At 61.3% G+C, this 22,907-nt stretch carries 15 protein-coding genes; 5 read left to right on the top strand and 10 right to left on the bottom strand.

The annotated features are described in order from the left end of the window. Position 1: 1 nt before the first annotated feature. Both AC58NV_RS11310 and AC58NV_RS11305 read right to left on the bottom strand, forming a co-directional pair. Positions 2 to 1,246: a glycosyltransferase family 4 protein gene (locus AC58NV_RS11310; RefSeq protein WP_497227215.1), complete on the bottom strand. Its 1,245-nt coding sequence runs from the start codon at positions 1,244 to 1,246 to the stop codon at positions 2 to 4. Then, positions 1,243 to 2,469, bottom strand: coding sequence for a glycosyltransferase family protein (locus AC58NV_RS11305; RefSeq protein ID WP_497227214.1), 1,227 nt, complete (start codon positions 2,467 to 2,469; stop codon positions 1,243 to 1,245). Before AC58NV_RS11305 ends, AC58NV_RS11310 begins: the two co-directional genes overlap by 4 nt. 391 nt (positions 2,470 to 2,860) lie before the next feature. Here AC58NV_RS11305 and AC58NV_RS11300 point away from each other — a divergent pair, with 391 nt between their 5' ends. Next, complete coding sequence (locus AC58NV_RS11300; protein WP_497227213.1) at positions 2,861 to 5,260, top strand: mechanosensitive ion channel family protein; 2,400 nt, start codon at positions 2,861 to 2,863, stop codon at positions 5,258 to 5,260. Between the two features lie 206 nt (positions 5,261 to 5,466). On the opposite strand, the gene AC58NV_RS11295 is transcribed toward AC58NV_RS11300, so the two are convergent. Genes AC58NV_RS11295 through AC58NV_RS11275 form a run of 5 tightly spaced genes read right to left on the bottom strand, consistent with a single transcriptional unit; the run spans position 5,467 to position 12,676 of the window. Beyond that, complete coding sequence (locus AC58NV_RS11295) at positions 5,467 to 6,813, bottom strand: CoA transferase (RefSeq protein ID WP_497227212.1); 1,347 nt, start codon at positions 6,811 to 6,813, stop codon at positions 5,467 to 5,469. Beyond that, positions 6,810 to 7,964 (bottom strand): ABC transporter permease, encoded by a 1,155-nt coding sequence (locus tag AC58NV_RS11290; protein WP_497227211.1) that lies wholly within the window; start codon positions 7,962 to 7,964, stop codon positions 6,810 to 6,812. The genes AC58NV_RS11295 and AC58NV_RS11290 overlap by 4 nt, the downstream gene beginning before the upstream one ends. After that, positions 7,961 to 8,989: an ABC transporter permease gene (locus tag AC58NV_RS11285; RefSeq protein WP_497227210.1), complete on the bottom strand. Its 1,029-nt coding sequence runs from the start codon at positions 8,987 to 8,989 to the stop codon at positions 7,961 to 7,963. Before AC58NV_RS11285 ends, AC58NV_RS11290 begins: the two co-directional genes overlap by 4 nt. Continuing rightward, on the bottom strand, positions 8,989 to 10,902 hold the full coding sequence (locus AC58NV_RS11280; RefSeq protein ID WP_497227209.1) for an ABC transporter substrate-binding protein: 1,914 nt from the start codon (positions 10,900 to 10,902) through the stop codon (positions 8,989 to 8,991). The genes AC58NV_RS11285 and AC58NV_RS11280 overlap by 1 nt, the downstream gene beginning before the upstream one ends. After that, the gene (locus tag AC58NV_RS11275; RefSeq protein WP_497227208.1) at positions 10,895 to 12,676 is read right to left on the bottom strand and encodes an ABC transporter ATP-binding protein; all 1,782 of its coding nucleotides are present in this window, start codon (positions 12,674 to 12,676) and stop codon (positions 10,895 to 10,897) included. The genes AC58NV_RS11280 and AC58NV_RS11275 overlap by 8 nt, the downstream gene beginning before the upstream one ends. 423 nt (positions 12,677 to 13,099) lie before the next feature. Between AC58NV_RS11275 and AC58NV_RS11270 the strand changes: the two genes are divergently transcribed. Next, positions 13,100 to 13,765, top strand: coding sequence for a TetR/AcrR family transcriptional regulator (locus AC58NV_RS11270; RefSeq protein WP_497227207.1), 666 nt, complete (start codon positions 13,100 to 13,102; stop codon positions 13,763 to 13,765). Between the two features lie 30 nt (positions 13,766 to 13,795). Here AC58NV_RS11270 and AC58NV_RS11265 read toward each other — a convergent pair whose 3' ends face one another. After that, a complete protein-coding gene (locus tag AC58NV_RS11265; protein WP_497227206.1) occupies positions 13,796 to 17,218 on the bottom strand; it encodes an indolepyruvate ferredoxin oxidoreductase family protein in 3,423 nt (1,140 codons plus the stop codon). A 146-nt stretch (positions 17,219 to 17,364) separates the two neighbouring features. Between AC58NV_RS11265 and AC58NV_RS11260 the strand changes: the two genes are divergently transcribed. Beyond that, entirely contained in the window at positions 17,365 to 17,823 is a 459-nt protein-coding gene (locus AC58NV_RS11260; RefSeq protein WP_497227205.1) for an Lrp/AsnC family transcriptional regulator, read from the top strand. A 21-nt stretch (positions 17,824 to 17,844) separates the two neighbouring features. Here AC58NV_RS11260 and AC58NV_RS11255 read toward each other — a convergent pair whose 3' ends face one another. Then, positions 17,845 to 18,237 carry a DUF3307 domain-containing protein gene (locus AC58NV_RS11255; protein ID WP_497227204.1) on the bottom strand — a complete coding sequence of 131 codons (393 nt, stop codon included), beginning with the start codon at positions 18,235 to 18,237 and terminating at the stop codon, positions 17,845 to 17,847. 234 nt (positions 18,238 to 18,471) lie between these two features. On the opposite strand from AC58NV_RS11255, the gene AC58NV_RS11250 reads away from it, so the two are divergent. Both AC58NV_RS11250 and AC58NV_RS11245 read left to right on the top strand, forming a co-directional pair. Continuing rightward, entirely contained in the window at positions 18,472 to 21,429 is a 2,958-nt protein-coding gene (locus AC58NV_RS11250) for a cyclic nucleotide-binding domain-containing protein (protein WP_497227651.1), read from the top strand. A gap of 26 nt (positions 21,430 to 21,455) precedes the next feature. Then, entirely contained in the window at positions 21,456 to 22,307 is an 852-nt protein-coding gene (locus AC58NV_RS11245) for a fumarylacetoacetate hydrolase family protein (protein WP_497227203.1), read from the top strand. Positions 22,308 to 22,465: 158 nt separating this feature from the next. Here AC58NV_RS11245 and AC58NV_RS11240 read toward each other — a convergent pair whose 3' ends face one another. Continuing rightward, positions 22,466 to 22,744: an ArsR/SmtB family transcription factor gene (locus tag AC58NV_RS11240; protein ID WP_497227202.1), complete on the bottom strand. Its 279-nt coding sequence runs from the start codon at positions 22,742 to 22,744 to the stop codon at positions 22,466 to 22,468. Positions 22,745 to 22,907 lie beyond the last annotated feature (163 nt).

The raw sequence follows: 22,907 nt of genomic DNA, 5'->3' as shown, positions 1-22,907 counted from the left end.
CTTATCTGCTCTGCAGCATCACGGTCAGCCGCTTGGAGAGCTGGGCAATGCCGGGGGCCATGCCAAAGTCCGTGCGCAAGCGCGCAAGCGCGGCTTCAGCCATTTGCGTCAGTTTTTGAGGCTGCCGGGCAGCGTAGAGCAGGCTTTCGGCCAGCGCCTCCGGGCTGTCTTCGCTCAGCAGTCCATGGGTACCGTGATCAATGAACTCCGGGATCGCGGAAACCGGGGTCGACAGGATTGGCAAAGCCTGCGAAGCAGCTTCCATCAGCACGTTTGGCAAACCGTCGCGGTCGCCATCCGCCGCCACTCTGCTGGGCAGCACAAACAGGTCGGAGCTGCGCATGGCATCGATCACTTCGGGCTGGTCGCAGGCGCCGCGCCACGTGATGCGGTGAGCGATCCCGGCGTCCTCTGCCATTCCCTGCAGCAGTTCACCCAGTCCCCCACCGCCTATATGGGTCCAGCGCCAGTCCAAGCCTGCAGGAAGCAGCGCAAGGGCGGCTATCAGCCGGTCAAAACCCTTCTTCTCTACTAAGCGGCCAACTGACATGAAGTGAACCGGATCCTTGGGCTGCCGCGGCCGCCGTTCCGGCGGCGCAGGAAAACGGGTCAGGTCCAGCCCGTGATAAACCAGATCGACCCGGTCTGGTTTATCAGCCATTCCCTGCAAGTGCTTGGCGCCAAAGCCGGTGCATGTGGCGCCAAAGGCAGCACCGTGATGGGCGGCAGAGAGCTTTTCCTGAATCTCCCAGTCCGGCGACGTCCAGATGTCCTTGGCATGGGCCGAAAAGCTCCAGGGAAGGCCTCGCATGACTGCGGCATAGCGGGCCACGGAGGACGGCGTGTGCAGAAAATGCGCATAGAGACCCAGGGCTTCATCCGGCATTTCTGCGGCCAGCACGCAGGCTTGGCCAAAGCGCCGGATGCGGTTCGGAGACAGATCCCGGCGCAGGTCAGCTCGCCAGATGCGGTAGGCCTCGCCGTAGCCGGGCAGTTGCTGTGCGATACAGCGCGCGCGCCAGACCCGGTCTGGCTCCTCATACAGGTATTCGGGCAGGTAGTTCACCCGCGCCTTCAGCTGTAGGTGCAAGGGGTGGCGTTTAATATCGGTCGGGTGGCGCAGCGACCAGATCTCGAAAGCGTGACCAGCGGCCTCAAGAGCAACCAGCTCCTGCGCGATGAAGGTCTCGGACAGGCGCGGCCAGCCCTTGACCACCACCGCTAGGGGTGGGCGGGCAGCGGTCATTCAGCAGCCTCTTGACGGTTGTCCTGAAGCAGTGCAGCAACCCGGCGGGTCACGTAATCCAGCCCGTCCAACAGGCCCTCGGAGCCGGCGGAAGAGGGCGGAAGCTGGGTTGCCAATGCACGGATTGCCTTGGCAAGCGCTGGCGCGGTCCAGCCGTCCCTGTTTTCATCCAGCATGGTGGTGAGGCCAATCTCCTCGGCCCGGCTGGCACGGATCCACTGCTCCAGCCGCGGCGTGGTGCGGGGCACGATCACCGCGGGTTTGTCAAAGGACAGCACTTCGCAGAAGGTGTTGTAGCCGCCCATGCAGACGACGCCCTGGGCGCCGGCAAACAGGGTTTCGATCTGCGATTCAAAGCCAACGGCGGTGACCCGGCCATCGAGGCGGGCCACGCGCTCCTCGAAATCCTCGCGGGTCTCGCCGGACAGGAAGGGGCCGTAGACCAGCACCGCGCGCGGGGTGAGCTCCGGGTCGGCTTCATAGGCGGCAAGCGCCAGGTCCACCATCATCTCGCCGTCGCCGCCGCCGCCGGGGGTGATCAGCAGGTAAGGCTGCTCAGGCGGTTCGCCGACCTGGCCGAGATCGCGGCGCAGGTAGCCGGTCCAATGCATCCGCGCCTGCATTTCAGGCGTGAAGGGCAGCCCGGCGGTGGGGTCGTAGACCGAACGCGGCCCGTAGACCCAGATCTCGTCATAGAAGTCGCGGGTGGCCTCGACCGCGTGCTTGCGCTCCCATTCGGCGGCCAGCACTTCAGGTTCATCAAGCACGTCGCGCAGCCCCAGAACCATCTTGCAGCGCCCGCGTGTCTTCAGAAGGTCAAGCGCCGGCATCAGTTCGCCGCGAAAGCCTGTGGGCTCCTTGTCAGCGACCAGCACGTCCGGGTCATATTGTTCGACGGTCGAGCGGATCAGGGCCGCACGCAGTTCTGCGGTTTCCTCGATGCTCATGCCCATGGTGCGCGAAGCGTAGGAGCCGTCGGAACGCTTGATGACACCGGGCAGCCGCACATGGTCGACCCGGGAGGGGAAGGAGAACCGGCCTGCGACAGGCGAACCGGTAAGGATCAGCGCTGAGGCGTCGGGATTGGCAGCTGTGATCGCGCCGGCAAGGGCCCGCGACCGGCGCAAATGACCCAGCCCGAATGTGTCGTGGCTGTAGAACATGATCCGGGGACCGCGCCTTGCAGCTTCAGCCGGGGAGTGAGTGATGCCTGTGTCCGTCATACGAAATCCCGGAAGGACTGCTTGGCGGCGGCGGCCACCAGGCAGGCTTCGGCGGCAGAAGGAGCGCGCCAGCTGGCCCTGCCGCTCTTCTCTGGGCGCGTGCTATTATGCTCGGCCATCTTCCGCCTCAGTTTGCGCGCCCGATGGCCTTGTGCGGCTGGGTGCGGTCAGTTTTTTGCTTTCACCGCTTCCGGCTTGGCTGGTAGCTGCCGGACCGCGGCATCACGGCTTTCTGCCGGAGGCAGATATCTGAATTTGTATAGCCCGGAGCTGGAGCGCATGCAATCATGCGGCATTGTTGCAAGGCGCACGGTTATTTGCACGCGCGCTATTTGCGCAACGCCCCGGCAGATGGTTAATTCGGCTCAAGTTTCCATAAGGATAGCCAGTCATGCTGCAATCACTGTTTCGGTTTCTGCTTTGCCTGTTGCTGGGGTTCGGGCTGACAGCTCACGCCAGTGCGCAGGAAAGTGACGCAGGGAGTGCAGAGACACTGTCCCGGGCGATTGAGCAAGCAGCCGAAAGCGGTGTCAGCGTTCTGGTGGTGGACAGCAGCGGGCGGCTGCTGAACGCGCCGCATGAGGGTGAGCAGCAGGGGGATCAGTCTGCCTCTGGCGCGATGGAGCAGCCGTCAGCTTTGATGAAGGCGCAATCCAGGGTCGCAGCGTTTCGCGCAGAGCTGAACAGCCGGCTGGAGGCGCTGCCCTATTCGGTCTTCGAAATGCAGTACATCCTGCGACAGACCAGCCCTGACGGACGTATCATGACCTACGTAGAAGTGCTGGGTTGGAGTGTCCTGTTCCTGCTGATCGGCCGCTGGCTGTCGGTGGAGATTTATGGCAAGCGTATCGCAAAGAGGTTTGTGGTCGCTCGGATCCGGGAAACTCCCGAAGGCTATCAGGAAAAGATGCCTTTCCTGGTCTACCGCTTCCTGATGGGGGTCGGGGCCACCATCTTTGCGATGATCTTTGCAGCCTTGATTTCGTATCTGGTTTTCGGTGCGTCGGGCGACCCCTCTATCGAGTTTACCGTCACAGCGATCTACACTGCCTACTTTCTGGCACGGACCGTATCGGACCTGTGGAGGATGGTGCTGTCACCATTCCTGGCGCAATACCGAATCCCGGTATTTTCCGACCGGGATGCCAAGCGGCTGTATATCTGGGCGTCCTTGCTGGCGACATACGACATTTCCTCGACGCTGTTTGCGACCTGGGTCGGGGATTTCGGACTTAACTACAATGTCTATGCACTGGTCTACGGCGTTCTGGCACTGGCGGGGACGCTGGGCAACCTGTTGATGGTGCTGGTTAACGGCCGGGCGATTTCCAATGCCATCCGTGCTGGCCGCCCGCCTGAGGACTGCTCCTGGCTGGTGCGGTTCCTGGCGGTCGCCTGGGCGCCGGTGCTGATGGTCTACATGGTTTTCGGCTGGCTCAAGCTGGCCTTTGATCTGGTACTTGAGCACGAAGTTTCGATCCCGTTGATGGCGGGCAGCTACTTCGTTCTGACCACGATCTTGGTTGTGTACGGAGTGATAAATTACTTGATCGAAAGGTATTTCCGCCGCAGCCTCGCTGTTCAAGCCGCGGTGGCAGCGCCGGCTGCTGCGGAAAGTGCAGCACCGGATACGGGTGGGGCGGGTGCTGACACTGAGGCAGTGCAGCCGGACAGCGCTGCTCCGGAAGCAGAGGAAGAGGAGGGGGAGGAAGGAGCCTCCCTCAAGACAAAACACCCGATAGCTACATACGAGGATCTCGCGCGCAGGGTTGCGGGCATCCTAGCCTTTGTTGTCGGTGCTTATTCGCTGGTAATTGTCTGGAAACCGGACGCCAGCTGGCTCAAGACTACTGCCGCCGAGCGGGTCGTGGATGTGACTGTGATCCTGTTCATCGGCTACATCGTCTATCACCTGTTCCGGATTTGGATCGACAGCAAGATCGACGAAGAAGTGGGGGATGTTCCAGAGGCCGAACTGGGCGATGAGGGCGGTGCCGGAGGGGCCAGCCGGCTGGCGACCCTGCTGCCGCTGTTCCGCGGTGCAATCCTGGCGGTGGTGCTGGTGTCGATCGCCCTCATCCTGCTGCTGGAACTGGGTATTAACGTCAGCCCGCTCTTTGCCGGTGCCGGTGTGGTTGGCCTGGCCGTGGGCTTTGGTTCGCAGACGCTGGTGCGGGATATCTTCTCGGGCGCATTCTTCCTGATTGATGATGCCTTCCGCAAAGGCGAATACATCGACATCGGCGATGTGAAGGGCACTGTCGAAAAGATCTCCGTCCGCTCCTTCCAGCTGCGCCATCACTTGGGCGCGCTGCACACCATACCCTTTGGCGAGATCAAGGTGCTGACCAATTACTCCCGCGACTGGGTGATGATGAAACTGCCGCTGCGGGTGACCTATGACACCGATGTGGAGAAGGTCAGGAAGCTGATCAAGAAGCTGGGGCAAAAGCTGATGGATGATCCGGTTGTCGGCCATACCTTCATCCAGCCGCTGAAGTCGCAGGGGGTGATCGAGATGCAGGACTCGGCAATGATCATCCGGGTGAAATTCATGACCAAGCCGGGCGACCAGTGGATCGTCCGCAAGCGGGTGTACCAAGAAATTCGTGAACTTTTCGCGCGTGAAGGTGTCAAGTTCGCCCACCGCGAGGTCACGGTGCGCCTGGCCCCGGACCAGGAGGAAGAGGTGACACCAAAACAGAAGGAGGCCGCGTTGGGAGCTGTGCAGGCAGCCATTGACGAAGACATGCTGGAAGACATGGGCGGACCGGGCGGCGACGACCGCTGAATAACCTTGGCAAGGGGCGCCCTCCCGCCCCCGCGCTTGACCGCTGGTGCGTTCAGCGTGGAGTTGGGCCTGGCGCCGCGCTGGTGCGCGGCGCAGTCTTGGAGGCTGCTGGACTGGCAAGATGCCGGGAAGCTGACGGGCGCTTCTTTCCAGCTTTGTTTTTTGGGGCAGATTGCCTGGGGCAGTGGCGGCTCGCGTGCCACCGGTTAATCAGCCCAGGTGGCAGCGGCGCTGCCGCAGCGGGCGGCAGCCAATTCCCAGTGCATTGCCGTGCCGTTCAGAGTGAGTGGTGCAGCAAGCCGACGGCCAGACCCCCAGCCGCTTTTTTCAATATGCCGCAAGTAGTCGCTGTCTTTTGGCCCAGCGATATCCGGTCCTTTGGCAGGCTTGCCCATCCCCGCTAGCAATTTCGCTGTGCGCGCAAGCGAGAGGCGGGCAGTTGGAACTGCCTCGCCTTGCGCCGCTGCAGTGAGTGCCGACAGCACCGCGGCAGCCATCAGATACCCGGTTGCATGATCCAGCGCCTGTACCGGCAGTGGGTGCGGCCTGTTGGTCCCGGCCCAGTCGCGGCCTGCATCTGCAATGCCAGCACTCATCTGCACCAGGCTGTCGAACCCGCGCCGCGTGGCCCAGGGGCCGGTCCAGCCATAGGCATCCAGCGTCACTTCCACGGCGTTTGCCGCAAGCTGCCGCCGGTTGCCTGCGTCATACCCCAGCCCGTCCAATGCGCCGGGCCGGTAGCCGTGCACCAGCACATCGGCCTGGGCAAGCAAGGTTTCGAATACCAGCCGGTCTTCGCCTTTGGTCAGGTCGAGCGCGGCCATTCGCTTCCCTAGGGAAATGTCGGTGATCACTCCCGGCTCGTCCCAGCCAGGCGGGTCGATGCGCAGCACATCGGCACCAAAACCGGCCAGTGTGCGGGTGGAGACCGGCCCGGCAAGAACGCGGGTGAGGTCCAGCACCCGCAATCCGGCAAGCGGGCGTTCAACAGTCGCCTGAGGCCGATCTCTCAGCTGTATATGGCGGGGGGAACACCAGTCGATCAGCGGCTCTGCCGCCACAGCGCGGCCCTGAGGGTGCGACAGCCAGTCCGCTCGGCTGCGCATGGCGGCAGCCGCCCCGCCAGCAGCCACAGTTTCGCTTTCCAGGCTATCCGCATTCCAATACTTTACTGCGGCAGCCACGGCCTCCCGCGTGCCGGCGCATTCAAGCACCCTCAGCGCTGCCTGGCGGTGATGCGGCAGGTTGGTATGGAGGCGGATCCAGCCGTCCTGTGTTTCATAGACGCCGGCGATCGCATCCCACAGGCTGGGCAGCTCCCAACCCTCTGGGCGGAAGCTGTAGCTGAACCACAGGGAAGCCAGACGCTGGTCGACAATGACATCGGGCGCGGTGGGCGCGAGGTTCAGCACCTCGATTAGCATCGCCAGTTCAAGCCCAACGGCGGCAATTGAGGCATTAGCCAGTTCTGTGACAGCAAAGGCGCTGGGCCACCGGCCGCTGCCGGTGAGGCGGAATTGCTCCGAGGCGGGGAGGGCGGTGAGAAGGGTCACTGCTGATAGGGATCCAAGCTATCGCGCAGCCCGTCGCCCAGGAAGTTAAAGGCCAGTACGACGACGACAATCGGCAGCATCGGAATGGCCAGCCAGGGGTAGATTTCCACGGACGTGAGGTTCTGCGCGTCGTTCAGCATTACCCCCCAGCTAACAGCCGGCGCACGTAAGCCGAGGCCGAGGAAGGACAGCGCGGTTTCGCCCAGGATCATGGCCGGGATTGATAGGGTGGCGGAGGCGATCAGGTGCGACATGAAGTTCGGCAGCAGATGCTTGCGGATCACCCGTCCGGAAGAGGCACCCATCATTTCCGCCGCGCGGACATATTCCTCTTCACGGAGCGACAGAAATTTGGCGCGCACTGAGCGGGCCAGTCCGGGCCAGTCAAGAATGCCGAGAATGATGGAGATGATGAAGAACACCGCGACCGGCGACCAGTTTGAGGGCACCGCCGCGGACAGCGCAAGCCACAAGGGAAGTTCAGGCAGCGAGCGCAGGATCTCGATCACCCGGTTCACCGTCCAGTCCACTCGGCCACCAAAATACCCGGCGACACTGCCGAAGAAGATGCCAAACACGAAGGAGACCGTGATCCCGATCAGGCCAACCGTGAGTGACAGCTGCGCGCCATAAGAAACGCGGCTGAAGATGTCGCGGCCCAGGCGGTCAGACCCCAAGATGAAGATCGTGGCTTCCTCGCTGGCGCAGAACAGGTGCCGGTTGCTTTCTATGAAACCGGCCAGATAATAGGTGCTGCCTTCGCAGAAAAACTTGAGCTTGAGCGGGCGTGAGGTGTCCGGCTTGAACTCCCACTGGAAAGTCTCGAGGTTGGCCTCGGAAGTCATCGGGTAGACAAACGGGCCGATAAACTCACCCTCGTGAAACAGCTTGATCGACTGCGGCGGGGAAAAAAGGTGTTCCGAAAACCGCTGATTGGGGCCGTAAGGGGCGATGAAGCCGGCGAACGGGATCAGGAAGTAAGCAATAAAGAGGAAGATGCCGGAGATCAGCCCAAGCTTGTGTGTCTTGAACTTACGCCAGACCAGCAGCCAATTCGGGGCATCAAGATCCTTGCGCTCCAGCTCCAGCAGCGAGGCCTGCGGATCGAAGGGTTCATCATCGACAAAACGTCCGTCGGGCAAATGGGTCATGCGTCGCGCCCCTCATAGCGGATTCTGGGGTCAAGCAACACCAGCAGCACGTCCGAAATCATGGTGCCGATCAGGGTGAGCAAGGCCACGAACATCAGCACGAAACCCGACAGGAACATGTCCTGTGTCTTGAGCGCGGTCAGCAGCGTCGGGCCGATGGTTTGCAGGCCCAGCACCACAGACACCAGAACTGAACCGGAGATCATCGAGGGCAGCAAGTTGCCGATGTCGGCCACAAAGGGGTTGAATGCCACCCGAAGCGGGTATTTCGCCAGCATCCGTGATGGCGCCATGCCCTTGGCGATGGCGGTCTCAACATAGGGCTTGCCCAGCTCATCCAGCATGTTGGCACGGAGCCGCTGCATCATGGCCGAGGCACCGGCGGTGCCGATCACGAAGGTTGGAACAATGAGGTGCACCATAATGGATTTCACCTTGTCCCAGTTCATTGGCGCGCCCTCGAACTCAGGTGCCATCAGCCCGCCGATCGGCAGGTCAAACCAGCGGTGGCCGTAGTAGAACAGGATCAGCGCCAGCAGGAAGTTTGGCGTTGCAAGCCCCAGATAGCCGACAAAGGCCGTGGTGTAGTCGACCCAGGTGCGGGCGCGGGCGGCGGCAAGCACCCCCAGAGGGAGGGCTACGGTATAGACAAAGATAACGGCGGCCAGGTTCACCAGCACAGTCAGCCAAAGGCTGTCGCCGACGATATCGGCCACCGGGCTGTCAAATTCGAAGGACCAGCCGAAGTTGCCTTGGATCATGCCGGAGAACCCATGCGGGCCGGGCATGAAGCCCATCCAGATCATGTATTGCTGCCACAGCGGCTTATCCAGCGCATACTCCTTACGCAGAAATTCGGCCTTGGCCACCCCTGCGGACTGGCCTGTCGCCTGCAACTCGGCGATCTGGTTCGACAGGTAGTCGCCGGGCGGAAGGTTAATGATGACAAAGATCAGCACCGATACCACCAGCAGTGTCATCAGCATGGTGCCAAAGCGGTAGATGGCGTATCGCAGTATTTCCATCAGTCCAGGCCGTCCTCAAAAAAGAACTCGTCGGGCCGGTAGACGCCGAAATGCGCGCCGGGGTCCCAGGCCCAGATCGCCTGCTCAGGGACGTTGCGCAGCTGCTTGCTGACGACCACAGGTTGCGGTGCGGCGGCAACCACCCCTATCGCGTAGACTTGCTCTGCGTGGATCTGCAGCATGGCGCGCCAGGCCGCGATGCGCCCGGCCTTTGTCGTGGCCATGTCCCAGTCCTGCAGCAGGGAAAGCAATTTCTTGGCCGGCTCCATGTCCGGCGGCTCGCCCGCGCTGCCGCCGGTCTGATAGTATTGGCCCCACTTCGGCCAGGACAAAAAAACCTGATCTGTTGGGGCCAAGTAAACCGGGGACGTATAGGACTGCGGCAAACCATTGTCCCAGCCAAACCAGGCGGAGGCCATGGAATTGCCGGAGAAGACACGGTTTCTCAGAATGTCGCGGTCCAGCGGGCGCATGATTAGCTTGACCCCGACATCGCGCCAGTCATCGGCGATGATCTGGAGGGCGTTTTCCACTTCCTGACGTTCGCCGGCGGTTTCCACAATCAGTTCCATCAGGCGTCCGTCAGGCAAGTAGCGGATGCCATAGCCGTCCTTTTCGGTCAGCCCGGCCTCGTCCAGCAGGCGGTTTGCCTGTTCCGGGTCAAACCCGGCCCAAGCGTCGCGCAGGGCGGGATCGAACAGCTCGCTCTGCTCAAGCACCGTCATGGCGCCGGGTTTGGCGAGATTGAAGTAGAGCGCTCTGTTGATGGCGCGGCGGTTGATAGCCAGGGACAAGGCGCGCCGTACCCGCACATCACGCAGAATTTCACGCCAGAGCGGATCCTTTGTATTGAGGTTCGGGTAGATGGCGATCTGCGAAGCAGCGCCGTTACCCCAAAGGTAGGTCATGTAGCCGGAATTGTCCTTTTCGCCCTTGCGCAGGATCGGGATGTCGCGGAAATCCAATCCGCGGGCCTGCAGATCCGCTTCTCCTGCGTTTGATTTGGCGGCCACCAGCCCTGCCGTTACGATCTCCATCTCTACGGTGTCGATATAGGGTAGCTGCACACCGCGGCTGTCGATCCGGTGGTAAAAAGGATTGCGCACGAATTGATGGCGGATCTTCTTGCCGGGCGAGGCGTTGATCCAGGGCTGCAGCGTCGGAAGCTCGTGATTGTCGAACTTGTACATGTTGTCGTATTTGTTATGCAGCGCAGCCCAGCTTTTGACACGGGCGTAGTCAACTTCCTCTTCCAGAACCTCTGCGTCGGCATAATCCGCGTGGAACTGTTTCAAGTATTTTGCTGGCCTGTAGATAAAAGGCGGACGGGCCTGAGCCAGCATGTGCAGAAAACTGGGGTTCGGCTCATCCCATTCATAAATCACTGTTGTTTCGTCCGGGAAGCTTACCCGCGGCAGATTTCCCATTACCCGCAGAAAGTCCGGCGGCCCAGCGGGGCTCAGCAGCTCGTTGTTGGCGACATCCTCCCACCAGTACCGGAAATCGTCAGAGGTGAACGGATCGCCGTTGGACCAGCGGTGACCGGGCCGCAGTTTCAGCGTGTAGCGGCGGTTGCCCTCGTTCTCGTATCCCAGAAGAATGTCCGGCTTCAGCTGGTATTTCTCGTCGTAACCGGCCAGCCGTGCATAACCATAAACCACCATTTGCCGGATGTCCTTGGAGCGCGTGACCATGGTATTCAGCGTTCCGCCCTGAATACCGAACTCCCGGCCTTTGGAGGCCAGATCCACCACTAGCGGTACTTCTGGCAGGCGTTTGGCAGCTGGTGGCAGATACCCGGCCTTGACCTCGGAGCTCCAGAATTTGCTTTCTTGTACAGCGAAGTCTGCGAAGGCAGGTAAAGGGGCAATGCAGAAGGCAGCCGCTAGGAAAGGTCTCAGGGCATCAAGCATGGCAGCGCACCTTGTGGCCAGGTTCCAGGTTTTTCAAATTCACCAGGGGCGGGGCATCGACGCCGTTGAACCGGAAGGCTTCGGGCCAGCGCTCGGGCGCTCCCGCACCCTGGGCCACCAGTTTCAGGTCGATGGGCCGGTCGATATCCGGTTCCGGTTGGGCGGCGATCAGCGCCTTGGTGTAGGGGTGCTGGGGATTATAGAATAGTGTTTCCGGCGGCGCCTGCTCGACGATCAGCCCGCGCCGCATCACCGCAACCTCATCGGCGATCCGTGCTACCACGGCAAGGTCATGACTGATGAACAGGTAGGACAGGTTGTGCTGGTCGCGGATGTCTTCCAGCAGCCGCAGGATCTGTTCCTGCACCGAGACATCCAGCGCTGAGGTCGGTTCGTCGCAGACAATCAATGCCGGATCCAGCATCAGGGCGCGCGCAATAGACAGGCGTTGGCGCTGGCCGCCGGAAAAAGCGTGCGGATAGCGTTTCAGCATGTCGGGCGACAGCCCTACTAGGCGCAGCATTTCCGCAGCCTTGTCGCGGCGAGCGGTCCGGGTGCCGATGCGATGGATGTCCAGCGGCTCCATCAGCGTGTCTTGTATGCGCATTCGGGGCGACAGCGACGAGTAAGGGTCCTGAAACACCATCTGGGCCTGCTTTTGGAAGGCTGTTCGCGTCTCCCGGTCCATGTCATGAACTGTGACCGGGGGCTGGCTGGCATTTGGCCGGAACAGCACTTCGCCGCCAGGGTCGGGCGGTTCTGCCCCCAAGGCGATGCGGGCGGCAGTGGTCTTGCCTGATCCGCTTTCGCCAACGATTGCCAGTGTTTCGCCGCGGGTTACCCGCAAGTCAATCTCGCGGCAGGCATGGATCAGCGTCGGGGCCTGCCAGCCCTTACCCGCCCGCAGTGTGTAGGTCTTGGAGACAGATCTCATTTCCATGATCAGGTCTTCGCGCGAAGGAGGAATCGCAACGACTGCCTCGTCCGGGATTTCCGGTGCGGCGTCGAACAACGCCTTGGTATACGGATGTGCAGGCGTTCTCAGCAACGGCTCGGCGCGCCCAGACTCCATGACCCGGCCTTTGTGCATCACCACGACCTGCTCGGCCATGTTGGCAACCACGCCCAGATCATGGGTCACTAGGATCATTGCCATGCCGGTTTCGCGCTGCAGATCCTTCATCAGGCCCAGCACCTGTGCCTGGGTAGTTACGTCAAGCGCTGTGGTCGGCTCGTCGGCGATCAGCAGGTCCGGCTTGGCCACCATCGCCATGGCGATCATCGCGCGCTGGCGCATTCCGCCCGATAATTCAAACGGGTAGGAGCGATAGGTGCGCTCCGGTTCTGGAAAACCGACACGTTCAAAACAATCCAAAACAATTTCGCGCGCCTCGCGTTCGGATTTCCGTCCATGCAGCCACAGCACCTCGGACACCTGGTTGCCGATCCGGTGCAACGGCGACAACGACCGCATCGGCTCTTGGAAGATCATCGAGATGGTGTTGCCGCGCACGTCACGCATGCCGCGTTCATCCAGCGAGGCCAGATCCAGTTTCTTGTCGCGGGTCTCCAGCAGGATCCGTCCAGACCGCAGCTGCGCCACCTTTGGCAGGATGCGCAGCACTGCCCGGCAGGAAACCGTCTTGCCCGAGCCGCTTTCCCCAACCAGGGCAAGCGTTTCACCCGGCTGGACGGCAAAACTCACGTCATTGACAACGGAGGCTCCTTTGCCAAAACCGACGCTGAGGTTTTCGACGGACAGCAGCGGACGCATTCAGAATAGCCCGCCCAGTTGGTTCAAGGCGCTCATGAGATCGTTTTTTCCCCTGTTTTTTCCAACACCTTCGCGCGCCGGAGGCTGTTTAGTCAAACCCCATTTGGTCAGACGCCGGTTCTGCAAGGAGAATTTAGCCAAGCTGCAGAAAGCGTTGCAGGGTGGAGAATGCTTGGCAGTTTGCATTCAAACTGATTGAGAGAGCGTGAAGGAAGGGTGCCAGCATCTGGTCTCAATCAGTCACAAGGATGTGCCTGCAGGCGCCAGCTGTCGGTACCGCCCAGTATTCAGGCTGCATTTCCTGTGTGTCGCTGATGCCACTTAGTCTCCGTTGCAAATCCGGGCAGGCAGTGTTGCCGTGTTGGCGCAGGCAGGCGGCCCGGCATAGAGTGGCGGAAATGCAAGTAACCTGAAAGGCCGCTCATGGCGCAAAAACCTGTTCTGCACCGGGATGATCCAGAGGCCGAGCCGCTGGTCGGCAATATCAAAGTCACCCGCAACGACTGGCTGAACGTGGCAATGGATGTGCTGATCTCGGATGGTGTGGAACAGGTCAAGGTGCTGGCACTGGCCGAGCGGATGCAGGTCTCGCGGTCGTCTTTCTACTGGTATTTCAAATCCCGCCAGGATCTGCTGGACGCGCTTCTGAAAACCTGGGAGCAGACCAATACCGCAGGCATGGTGCGGCAGGCGGAGGCACCGGCCAAAACAATCACTGGCGCAGTGCTGAATGTCTTTCACTGCATCACCAACCCCAATCTGTTCAACACCGCGCTTGACTTTGCAGTGCGGGACTGGTCCCGCCGCTCAGGCAAGGTGCGCAGCCTGCTGGACCGGTCCGACCGGCGACGGGTTGAGGCGCTGACAGCAATGTTTGCCCGCTATGGATACCCGGAGCGCGAGGCCATGACCCGCGCCAAAGTCCTGTATTATATGCAGCTGGGCTATGACATGGCGGATCCGAACGAAAGCCACGCCCACCGGCTGGAAGTGACGCCTGAATATCTCAAGGTGTTCACCGGGCGGGAGCCGCTGGCTGAGGAGGTCGAGGCCTTCACCGAGTTTACGCGCCAGCACTGGGACATCTGATTTCCCAGTGCCGGTTTATGAGTGCTTGCCTTACAGGCTGCGCAGCGTCTCATCCGCTGCCGAGCGGGTCTTTCTGGCGGCCTCCAGGCGCACCGGCCCGTAACCGCGGATTTCCATCGGCGCTTGCAGGATTTCGAGACAGGCGCCATGCGTACCCGGTGTGTAGCGCTGGGCCACGGTACGGAGCGCATCCTCGTACCAGGTCAGCAGTTCGCGGTGCAGGCGGGCTTCTTCATGGTAACCGAAGACGTTGAAGGCGGTGCCGCGCAGGCTGCGCGTCTTGACCAGCAGGTTCAGCGCCGGGTGCAGCCAGGGGCCAAATGAGCGCTTCAGGGGCCGGCCGCGGCTATCCTTCTTGCGGCTCAGAAGCGGCGGAGCGAGGTGGTAGTTGACCTTAAAATTACCCTCGAATTCGTCCTCGATCTGGTGACGGAATTTCTCGCTGGTCAGCAGACGTGCTACCTCGAACTCGTCCTTGTAGGCCATCAGCTTGAACAGCGACCGGGCAGCTGCCGCGGTCAGTTCATCCTGCGCCTTCTCGGGCAGCGCATCGCGGAACCGTTCGAGCGTATCCTGGTACCGTGATGCATAGGCCGTGTTTTGGTACCCGGTCAGGAAGGTGGCGCGCCGATCAATCAGCTCTTTTAGAGTTTCGTCCTGTTCCGGAGCTTCTGTGTAGATGTCCTCTACCAGCGCCGGGTCCGCAGCCATGGCGCGTCCGATGGCGAAGGCGAGACGGTTCTTTTCGATGGCCACGCCATTCAGTTCTATTGCCTGATCCAGCGCGCCCGCAGTCACCGGCACCAGCCCCTTTTGCCAGGCGAAGCCCAGCATCATGACATTGGCCAAAACCGCATCTCCCAGCATGGCCTCAGCGGCTTCGTTGGCATTGAAACCAGACAGGTTCTGCGGCCCCACTGCTTCTGCAATGGTATTCTCGCGTACCCCCGCCATCAGGTCGGCATCGCGGCGCAGAACCAGATCACCAGTAGGCATTTCCGCCCGGTTCAGCACCACTTTGGTACCGGCGCGGTAATGAACCGATGCCTTGGGAGCCGAGCTTACGACAACATCGCAGCCTATCACGGCATCCGCACCGCCCTGGTCAATGCGCACCTGGTTCAGTGTTCCCGGGGAGCTGGACAGCCGGATGTAGCTCAGCACTGTACCGAATTTTTGAGCAAAGCCGGTGAAGTCCAGCACGCTGGCGCCCTTGCCCTCCAGATGCGCTGCCATGGTGATCAGCGCGCCAACGGTGACAACGCCGGTGCCGCCGACCCCGGTGACCAGCAGGTCAAAAGGCTGTTTGAGTGATGGCAGTTCGGGCGCGGCCAGCTTGGCAGTCAGCGCGGCGGCGTCCAGCCCGGCGGTTTTCTTCTTGCGCCGGGTGGCACCTTCGACGGTGACGAAGCTGGGGCAGAAGCCGTTCAGACAGGAAAAGTCCTTGTTGCAGGTGGACAAGTTGATCTTGCGCTTCCGGCCAAAGGGCGTTTCCTTCGGCTCCACGCTCAGGCAGTTGGATTCCACCGAGCAATCGCCGCAGCCCTCGCAAACCAGATCGTTGATGAAGGCAAAGCGTTTCGGGTCTTCCATCTTGCCGCGCTTGCGGCGGCGGCGCTTCTCTGTGGCGCAGGTCTGCTCGTAGATGAGAACGGTAACGCCGGGGACCTCGCGCAGTTCCCGCTGCACCGTGTCCAGCGCACTGCGGTCATGGAAGGTGGTTCCTGCCGGGAAGTCGCCGTGACTGAACTTGCCGATATCGTCAGAAACCAGGGCAATCCGCTGCACACCTTCGGCGCGGCAAGTCTGGGCGATGCCATGCACCGAGACCGGCCCGTCCACCGGCTGCCCGCCGGTCATTGCGACCGCGTCGTTATAGAGGATCTTATAGGTGATATTGGTGCCGGCCGCGACCGCTTGGCGGATCGCCAGCGAGCCCGAGTGATACCAGGTGCCTTCGCCCAGGTTTTGGAACACATGCTTGTTGCCGTTGAATTGCGAGGCCACGGTCCAGGGCACGCCCTCACCGCCCATCTGCGCGTAACCCGCGGTCTCCCGGTCCATCCAGCTCGCCATCACGTGGCAGCCGATGCCAGAGAACGCCTTGGAACCCTCGGGCAGCTTGGTCGAGGTGTTGTGCGGGCAGCCAGAGCAGAAATAGGGTGTACGGGTGGCTCCGGGCACGTTCAGCACCTTCGGCGGTTCCGCGGTCAGTGCGGCCGCCTTGGCGGGCAGGTTCTCCTCCGGAAAGAAATTGTCCAGCCGTGCCGCCACGATCGGCGCCAGCAACAGCGGGCTCAGCTCGCCGGTCCAGGGGATCAGCGGCTCGCCTTGGCTGTCGTATTTGCCGACCATCTTCTCCGGCTTGCTGCCGGGCCAGTCATAGAAATTCTCCTTGAATTGGCTCTCGATGATGCCGCGCTTTTCTTCGACAACCAGGACTTCCTGCTTGCCGCGTACAAACCGCAGCGCATCGGTGCGGTCCAGCGGCCAGACCATGCCAACCTTGTAGATGTCGATGCCCAAACGGCGGCAGGCGGCCTCATCCAGCCCCAGAAGCCGCAGCGCCTCCATCAGGTCCAGATGCCCCTTGCCGGTGGAGACGAAGCCGAACCGGGCTTCCTTGATGTCATAGATCCGCTTGTCGATCGGGTTTGCTTCGGCAAAGGCGCGCACCGCGTCCAGCTTGGCATGGATGCGGGTTTCGATCTCAGGCGAGGGCAGGTCGGCGCGGCGGATATGCAGGCCGCCGGGATAGTCCGGCAGCTCAGGGTAAGTGAACTGACGGTCCGGTTGCAGTTCCACAGAGCGTGCGCTCTCCACGGTTTCCGACACTGCCTTGAAGCCGACCCAGGTGCCCGAGTAGCGCGACAGGGCAAAGCCGTATTCGCCGAAGGTCAGGTATTCAGAAACATCTGCCGGGTTCAGCACCGGCATGAACCAAGACATGAAGGCCACATCCGACTGATGCGGCATCGAAGAGCTGACGCAGCCATGATCATCGCCAGCAACGACCAGCACGCCCCCTTTTGCCGAAGAACCGTAGGCGTTGCCATGTTTCAGCGCATCGCCGGAGCGGTCCACGCCCGGGCCTTTGCCGTACCACATGGAAAACACACCCTCGACCTCGCAGTGCGGGTCCAGAATGGCCTGCTGGGCTCCCAGAACGGCGGTGGCGCCCAGGTCTTCGTTCACGGCGGGCATGAACGTAATGCGGTTCGCCTGCATCCGCTTCTCCGCGCGCCAGAATTCCAGGTCGACCCCGCCCAGCGGCGAGCCGCGGTAGCCCGACACAAAGCCCGCGGTGTTCAACCCCGCGGCGTGGTCTCGGTGGGCCTGATCCAGCATTACCCGGGCCAGCGCCTGGGTGCCTGTCAGGAACACCCGGCCTTTGGTCATGTCGTAACGGTCGTCCAGCTTGTAGCTGCGGAAATCGTGGCTCAGCTCGGTCATCGCGGCGGTATCCTTGCGCGGAAAAAGTGTTTGCCGGAAAAATAAGCCACGAAGGCTGAAAAGATTTGCCTGAATTTCTGGTTTTGCGGCCATTTGTGGATGTGTTATCCAAAACTTACAATTTTTTCGGAGGAATTGACCGGAAAATGAAGATCGACGACCGCGACCGCCGGATCCTGACGTTGATTCAGGAAGATTCCCGCATCTCCAATGCCGATCTGGCAGAGGCAGTGGGCATGTCACCGTCAGCCCTTTGGCGCCGGGTGCGGGCGCTCGAGGAGGCAGGGATCATTGAGCGCTATGGGGCCGTGGTGAACGCGCCCGCTATGGGGCTGGGGTTCCAGGCCATAGTACATGTGCACCTGACGCGGCACGACCCGGACAAGCTGGTGGAGTTCATCCGCGCGGTGGAAACCAGCCCGCTGGTGCAGGAGTGCTATGCCACAACCGGGCAGGCTGACTACCATCTTCGGGTTCTGGCGCCGGATCTTGAGGCCTACAACAGGTTTCTGGAGAGCTTCCTGTTCCGTCTCCCCGCGGTGGCCAGTGCCCAGACCAATGTGGTCCTGCGCACGATCAAACGGGACAAGCCAGTGGTGCCCTGACAATGCGCAAGCAGAGGTGGCTTATGTCGCCGCGTACTTTATCCAGGCCCAGGCCATGGCGATATAAGTCAGCTGGTGCAGTGCCTGGTCCGAGCCCATCGCCTGCCAGAACATTGCTTGCTGCGGATTCAGTTTCTTGCGCTCGGAAAACCGGGCCTTGCCGAAATCGATGTGGAAATGCACCACCCATTCCAGCACGGCCAGCACCAGGATGAACATTATCGGCGCGCCGAACAGCAGAAAGATCAAGGCCGAACCGACAATATGGACACCGGCATGCTGCGCGCGCCCCATATGGGCATAGGCGCAGCGGCCTGACAGCATCTTGGGTGTCTGCAGGAAGAAGTCGGCAAACAAGTGCTTGACCTGCAGGGCGCAGAGCAGCAGCAGAACGGATCCGACGTATTCCGGCAAACCAATTAGTCTCCTGAAAGTGTACTTGGCTGGAACCTTACGGATTTTTTGGCGTCTGGCAAATGTTGCGACGGCAAGGTGCCGCAACGGGACAAGGCGGGTTTCTGCCCATTGCCTGTGCCTGTTAAACCGCGCTACCCATAGAAAAGCCTAGCCTGATGCCGCCAATTACGGAGCTTTCCCATCGAGCGCTCTCTGTTCCGCTTCATCTGGAAATACTCGAAACGCGACCAGCTGGTGCTACTGGTCGTGACTGCTTGCCTGTTTCCGCTGCTCTATCTGACGCTCGAGCTGCCCAAACGGATCATCAATGACGCGATCGGAGCCGAGAGCTCTACGATTACGGTGCTGGGGCAGAGTTTCGAACAGCTGACGTTCCTTTGGATCCTTTGCGGAGCCTTCCTGCTCTCGGTGCTCTGCCACGGTCTGCTGAAAATGCGGATCAACACCATGAAGGGGGTGCTGGCGGAGCGGATGCTGCGCCGCTTCCGCTATCAGCTGATCGCCCGGGTCCTGCGCTTTCCGCAACCCTATTTCGAGCGGGTCAGCCAAGGTGAGCTGGTGTCGATGGTCACCTCGGAATCGGAGCCAATGGGCGGGCTGATGGGGGATGCGGTCAGCCAGCCGGTGCTGCAGGCGGGCCAGATGCTGACCATCCTGTTCTTTCTGTTTTTGCAGAACTTCTGGTTCGGGATGGCAGCGATTGCCTTGATTCCGCTGCAGGGCTGGCTGATCCCGATGCTGCAGCGGCAGATCAACCTGCTGAACAAGAAACGCATCAAGCAGGTGCGCGCGCTGGCCACGGAAATCGGGGAAAGTGCCGCAGGGGCGTCGACGCTCAGGATCAACGGCGGCTGGCGCTATCGGATGGCGATTATCACCGCCAGGCTGGGACGCCTCTATGACATCCGCTTCCTGATCTACCAGAAAAAATTCTTCATGAAGTTTCTCAACAACTTCATCACCCAACTGACGCCTTTCTTCTTCTATGCGGTCGGCGGTTACCTGGTGCTGCAGGGCAAGGTTTCGCTGGGCGCGTTGGTGGCGGCGCTGGCGGCCTACAAGGACCTGGCGTCGCCCTGGAAGGAACTGCTGGCCTATTACAACCAGACCCAGGACATGAGCTTGCGCTGGGACGTGATTCTGGAACGTTTCGCGCCGCAGGGCATGGTCGAGGAGAATCTGCTCAGCGGCGAACCCGAGAAATTGGGCCGCCTGAAGGGCGATGTGAAGCTTGATGCGGTAAGTGTGCGGGATACTGACGGCAATCTTGTGCTGGAAGAGTTGAGCGCGACGTTTCCTGCGGGGAACGTGATTGGTATCGCGGCGCCGTCCGAGGAAGACCGGCGTGCCCTGGCGGAACTGCTGACCCGGGAAATCCTGCCTTCCTCTGGAACCGTGACGGTGGCGGGGGAGAGTCTTGTCGGCCTGCATCAAGCAACCATCGCTGCACGGATCGGTTACGCCACCTCGCGCCCGGTCCTGTTTCAGGGGTCCTTCGGCGACAACGTAATGATGCCGATGCGGATGCGCCCGCGCGGCGAGGCACGCAATCAGCGGGAGCTGGAAATCGCAAAGCTTGCCGGCAACAGCCCGGATCCCTTTGATGCGCCATGGCTGGATCCTGAACTGGCGGGTTTTTCCAGCGAGGATGAGCTGCGCGGGTGGTGGCTGAAGCTGGTGGAAGGCATCGGGTCGGACACCGCGCTGTTCCGCCGCGGAATTGATCAGTATTTCGAAGCCCCGGCGCATCAAGGCCTGGCGGATCAGCTGGTCGAGCTGCGCCCCGCGGTACGCAAGGCAATCGAGGACGCCGGGCTGGATGTGCATGTGCATTTCCTGGACGAGGAAAGCTACAACCCGGCTTTGCCGGTTGCGGAAAACCTGCTGTTCGCAGCGTCTCAGGAAGCCATGACCGGCGAGATGCTGCACCACCAGGGAGAGTTCCTCGACCAGCTGAAGCAGCTGGGTCTGGACGAGGGGCTGGTCGCGCTGACCCGCGATGTGGTCGAGATGCTGCGGCAGATTTTTGGCATGGACGGTACCGGCCACCCACTGTTCCGCAAGCTGGGGCTGGATGTGGAGGCCTATGAGGCCGCGCTGGCGCTGGCGGATAAACCTGGCGGAACGGATGCTGCCAAGCTTAGCCGGGAGGAATTGGCGCAACTGCTGATCGTGCCGTTCACAATCTCGGCGGAACAGATCGGCCCGGCTTTCGAGGACGGGATGAAGGAGCGCATCCTCGGCTTCCGCCGCAGTCATGGCGACAGTCTGCTGAAGGCGCTGGGTGCCGGGTTTGTGCCCTTCAGCGAAAATGCATTTGCACCCAGTTTGACTGTCCTTGAGAATGCGCTGTTCGGCAAAATTTCCGATGCCGCCGGGGCCAAGGCGGATGAGGTGCGCAAGCTGGTTTCGGAGCTCATGGTCCGTGAAGGATTGCGTGATCAGGTGGTGGAGCTGATCTTTGACATGCCGATCGCCGTGGGCGGGCAGGGGCTGGCGGCAAGTTTTGCGGAGCCCCTGGCCTTCTGCCGGGCCACCATCAAGCGGCCGGACATCCTGATCCTCGACTCCGCGATGGCAAGCTATGATCTGGACACCCGCGTGGCCGTGCACAAGAACCTGCGCAAGCTACTGCCGTACACAACACTGATCTATTTGGCCCCCAGTTTCCAAAGCCCGGATGTCTTCGACACGTTCTTCGAGTTGCGCCAAGGCCGGCTTGTCAGCGATGAGGCCGAGGCGACTGCGGCGGGGGATGGAGCGGCGAGCCAGGATCTGGCGCGCAAGCTGCGGGCGCTGGAGCAGACAGAGCTGTTCTCCGGCCTGAACCGCCGCCAGATGCGCCTGCTTGCCTTTGGTGCGCGCTGGTATGATGCGAAGGCTGGCGAAGTTGTCTTTCTCAAGGATGATGAGGCCACAGACGGGGCTTACATGATCCTTGATGGCGAGGCAGGTTTGTACTTGCCGCAGGAAGGGGAGGAAGACCGCCTGATCGCCACTGTTGGCCCGGGAAGGCTGGTTGGAGAACTTGGATTGATCCGCCATGAGCCGCGCGCTCTGAGCATGATCGCAGAAACCGACCTGCGCTGCCTGCGGATCGGTGAGGAGGAATTCCTTGCGGTGGTGGAAAACGACGCCTCCACGGCTTTCAAACTGCTACAGGTGGTTGCGGGCTACGTCTCCAACTGATCGGGAAACAAACGGGGAAAACAGGAATGAAACTGCTGCGATACCGCACGGGCGGAGAAATACGGCCGGGACTGCTGGACAGTGAGGGTGCAGTCCGGGATCTTTCTGCCCACGTGCCGGATATCACCGGCGAGGTGCTGGATGATGCGACGCTGAACCGGCTGACTGGGCTGGATCCGCAGACGCTGCCGCCGGTGGAAGGCGCCCCGGCACTGGCTCCTTGCGTCGGCCAGACGGGAAAGTTCCTTGGCATCGGCCTCAATTACACTGACCATGCTGAGGAAATGGGCATGGCACTGCCGGAACATCCTATCCTGTTCCTCAAGGCCACCTCTTCGATAGTTGGGGCGAATGACGATGTAATCCTGCCGCGCGGTTCGGTGGCCGCGGATTGGGAAGTAGAACTGGGCGCAGTGATAGGAACTGCGGCCAAACACGTTACTGAAGAAGACGCGCTGAACCATGTTGCGGGCTATTGCGTGATTAACGATGTGTCGGAACGGGATTTCCAGACCAAGCTGACAGGGCAATGGACCAAGGGCAAAAGCTGCGACACCTTCGGGCCTATCGGTCCGTGGCTGGTGACGCGGGACGAGGTGCCGGATCCGCAGAACCTGTGGCTGACGTGCGATGTGAACGGTGATCGGCGGCAGACAGGCAACACCAGCACAATGGTGTTCTCGGTGGCGCAGATCATTTCGCATCTGAGCCAGCTGATGACGCTTCATCCCGGTGATGTGATTGCAACAGGTACGCCACCAGGGGTCGGCATGGGAGCCAAGCCCGAGCCGGTCTATTTAAAACCCGGCGATGTGATGCGGCTGGAAATCGAAGGACTGGGTGCGCAAACCCAAAAGGTCAGGGCTGACGGGGAGTAGCCGCCCGGCCCGACATCTTTGCCTGGGGTCCAGGCCTCAGGCGCCTCGCGCCTCTTGCGCGTGTTGCAGCCCAAGGCGTGGCTCTTGCCGCGAACACAAGAAGACCTCTTGCAAAGGCACCGCCAAGCCGGCAGCGGACCACGGAATCGCCCTCAATCTCAGCCGCAGAACTGCTTGTGGAGCAACGCAATCATTTCTTCAGTACTGCCGTTGTTCAGGGAATAGTACACCGCTTTGCCCTCTCGACGGGGCGTGACCAGCCCTTCTTCCCGCAGCCGCGCCAGCATCTGGCTCACCGCCGCCTGGCGCAGGTTCATTAGGTTTTCCAGTTCACTGACCGATTTCTCCCCTGCGATAAGGTGGCAAAGGATCATCAGACGGCCTTCATGTGCAAGGGTCTTTAGAAATGCAGCTGCAGCTGCAGCACTTTCCTGCATGTCGGCTTCCGGCGGGTTGCCGCCACTTTTTGACGGAGGCACTGCTTCACTTCCTGCTGTCGTTTTTCCGCAGCTTGCCCGCTTCAAGTGCCCAAGTCATCCAGCAGTTGCGTTTCACACCAGGATCGGCGGAGAGTCACCGGTGAGAGCTCTGCCAAAGGCA

It is taken from the genome of Leisingera sp. ANG49 (assembly GCF_059694505.1).
This window is presented reverse-complemented; position numbering and strand designations above follow the sequence as displayed.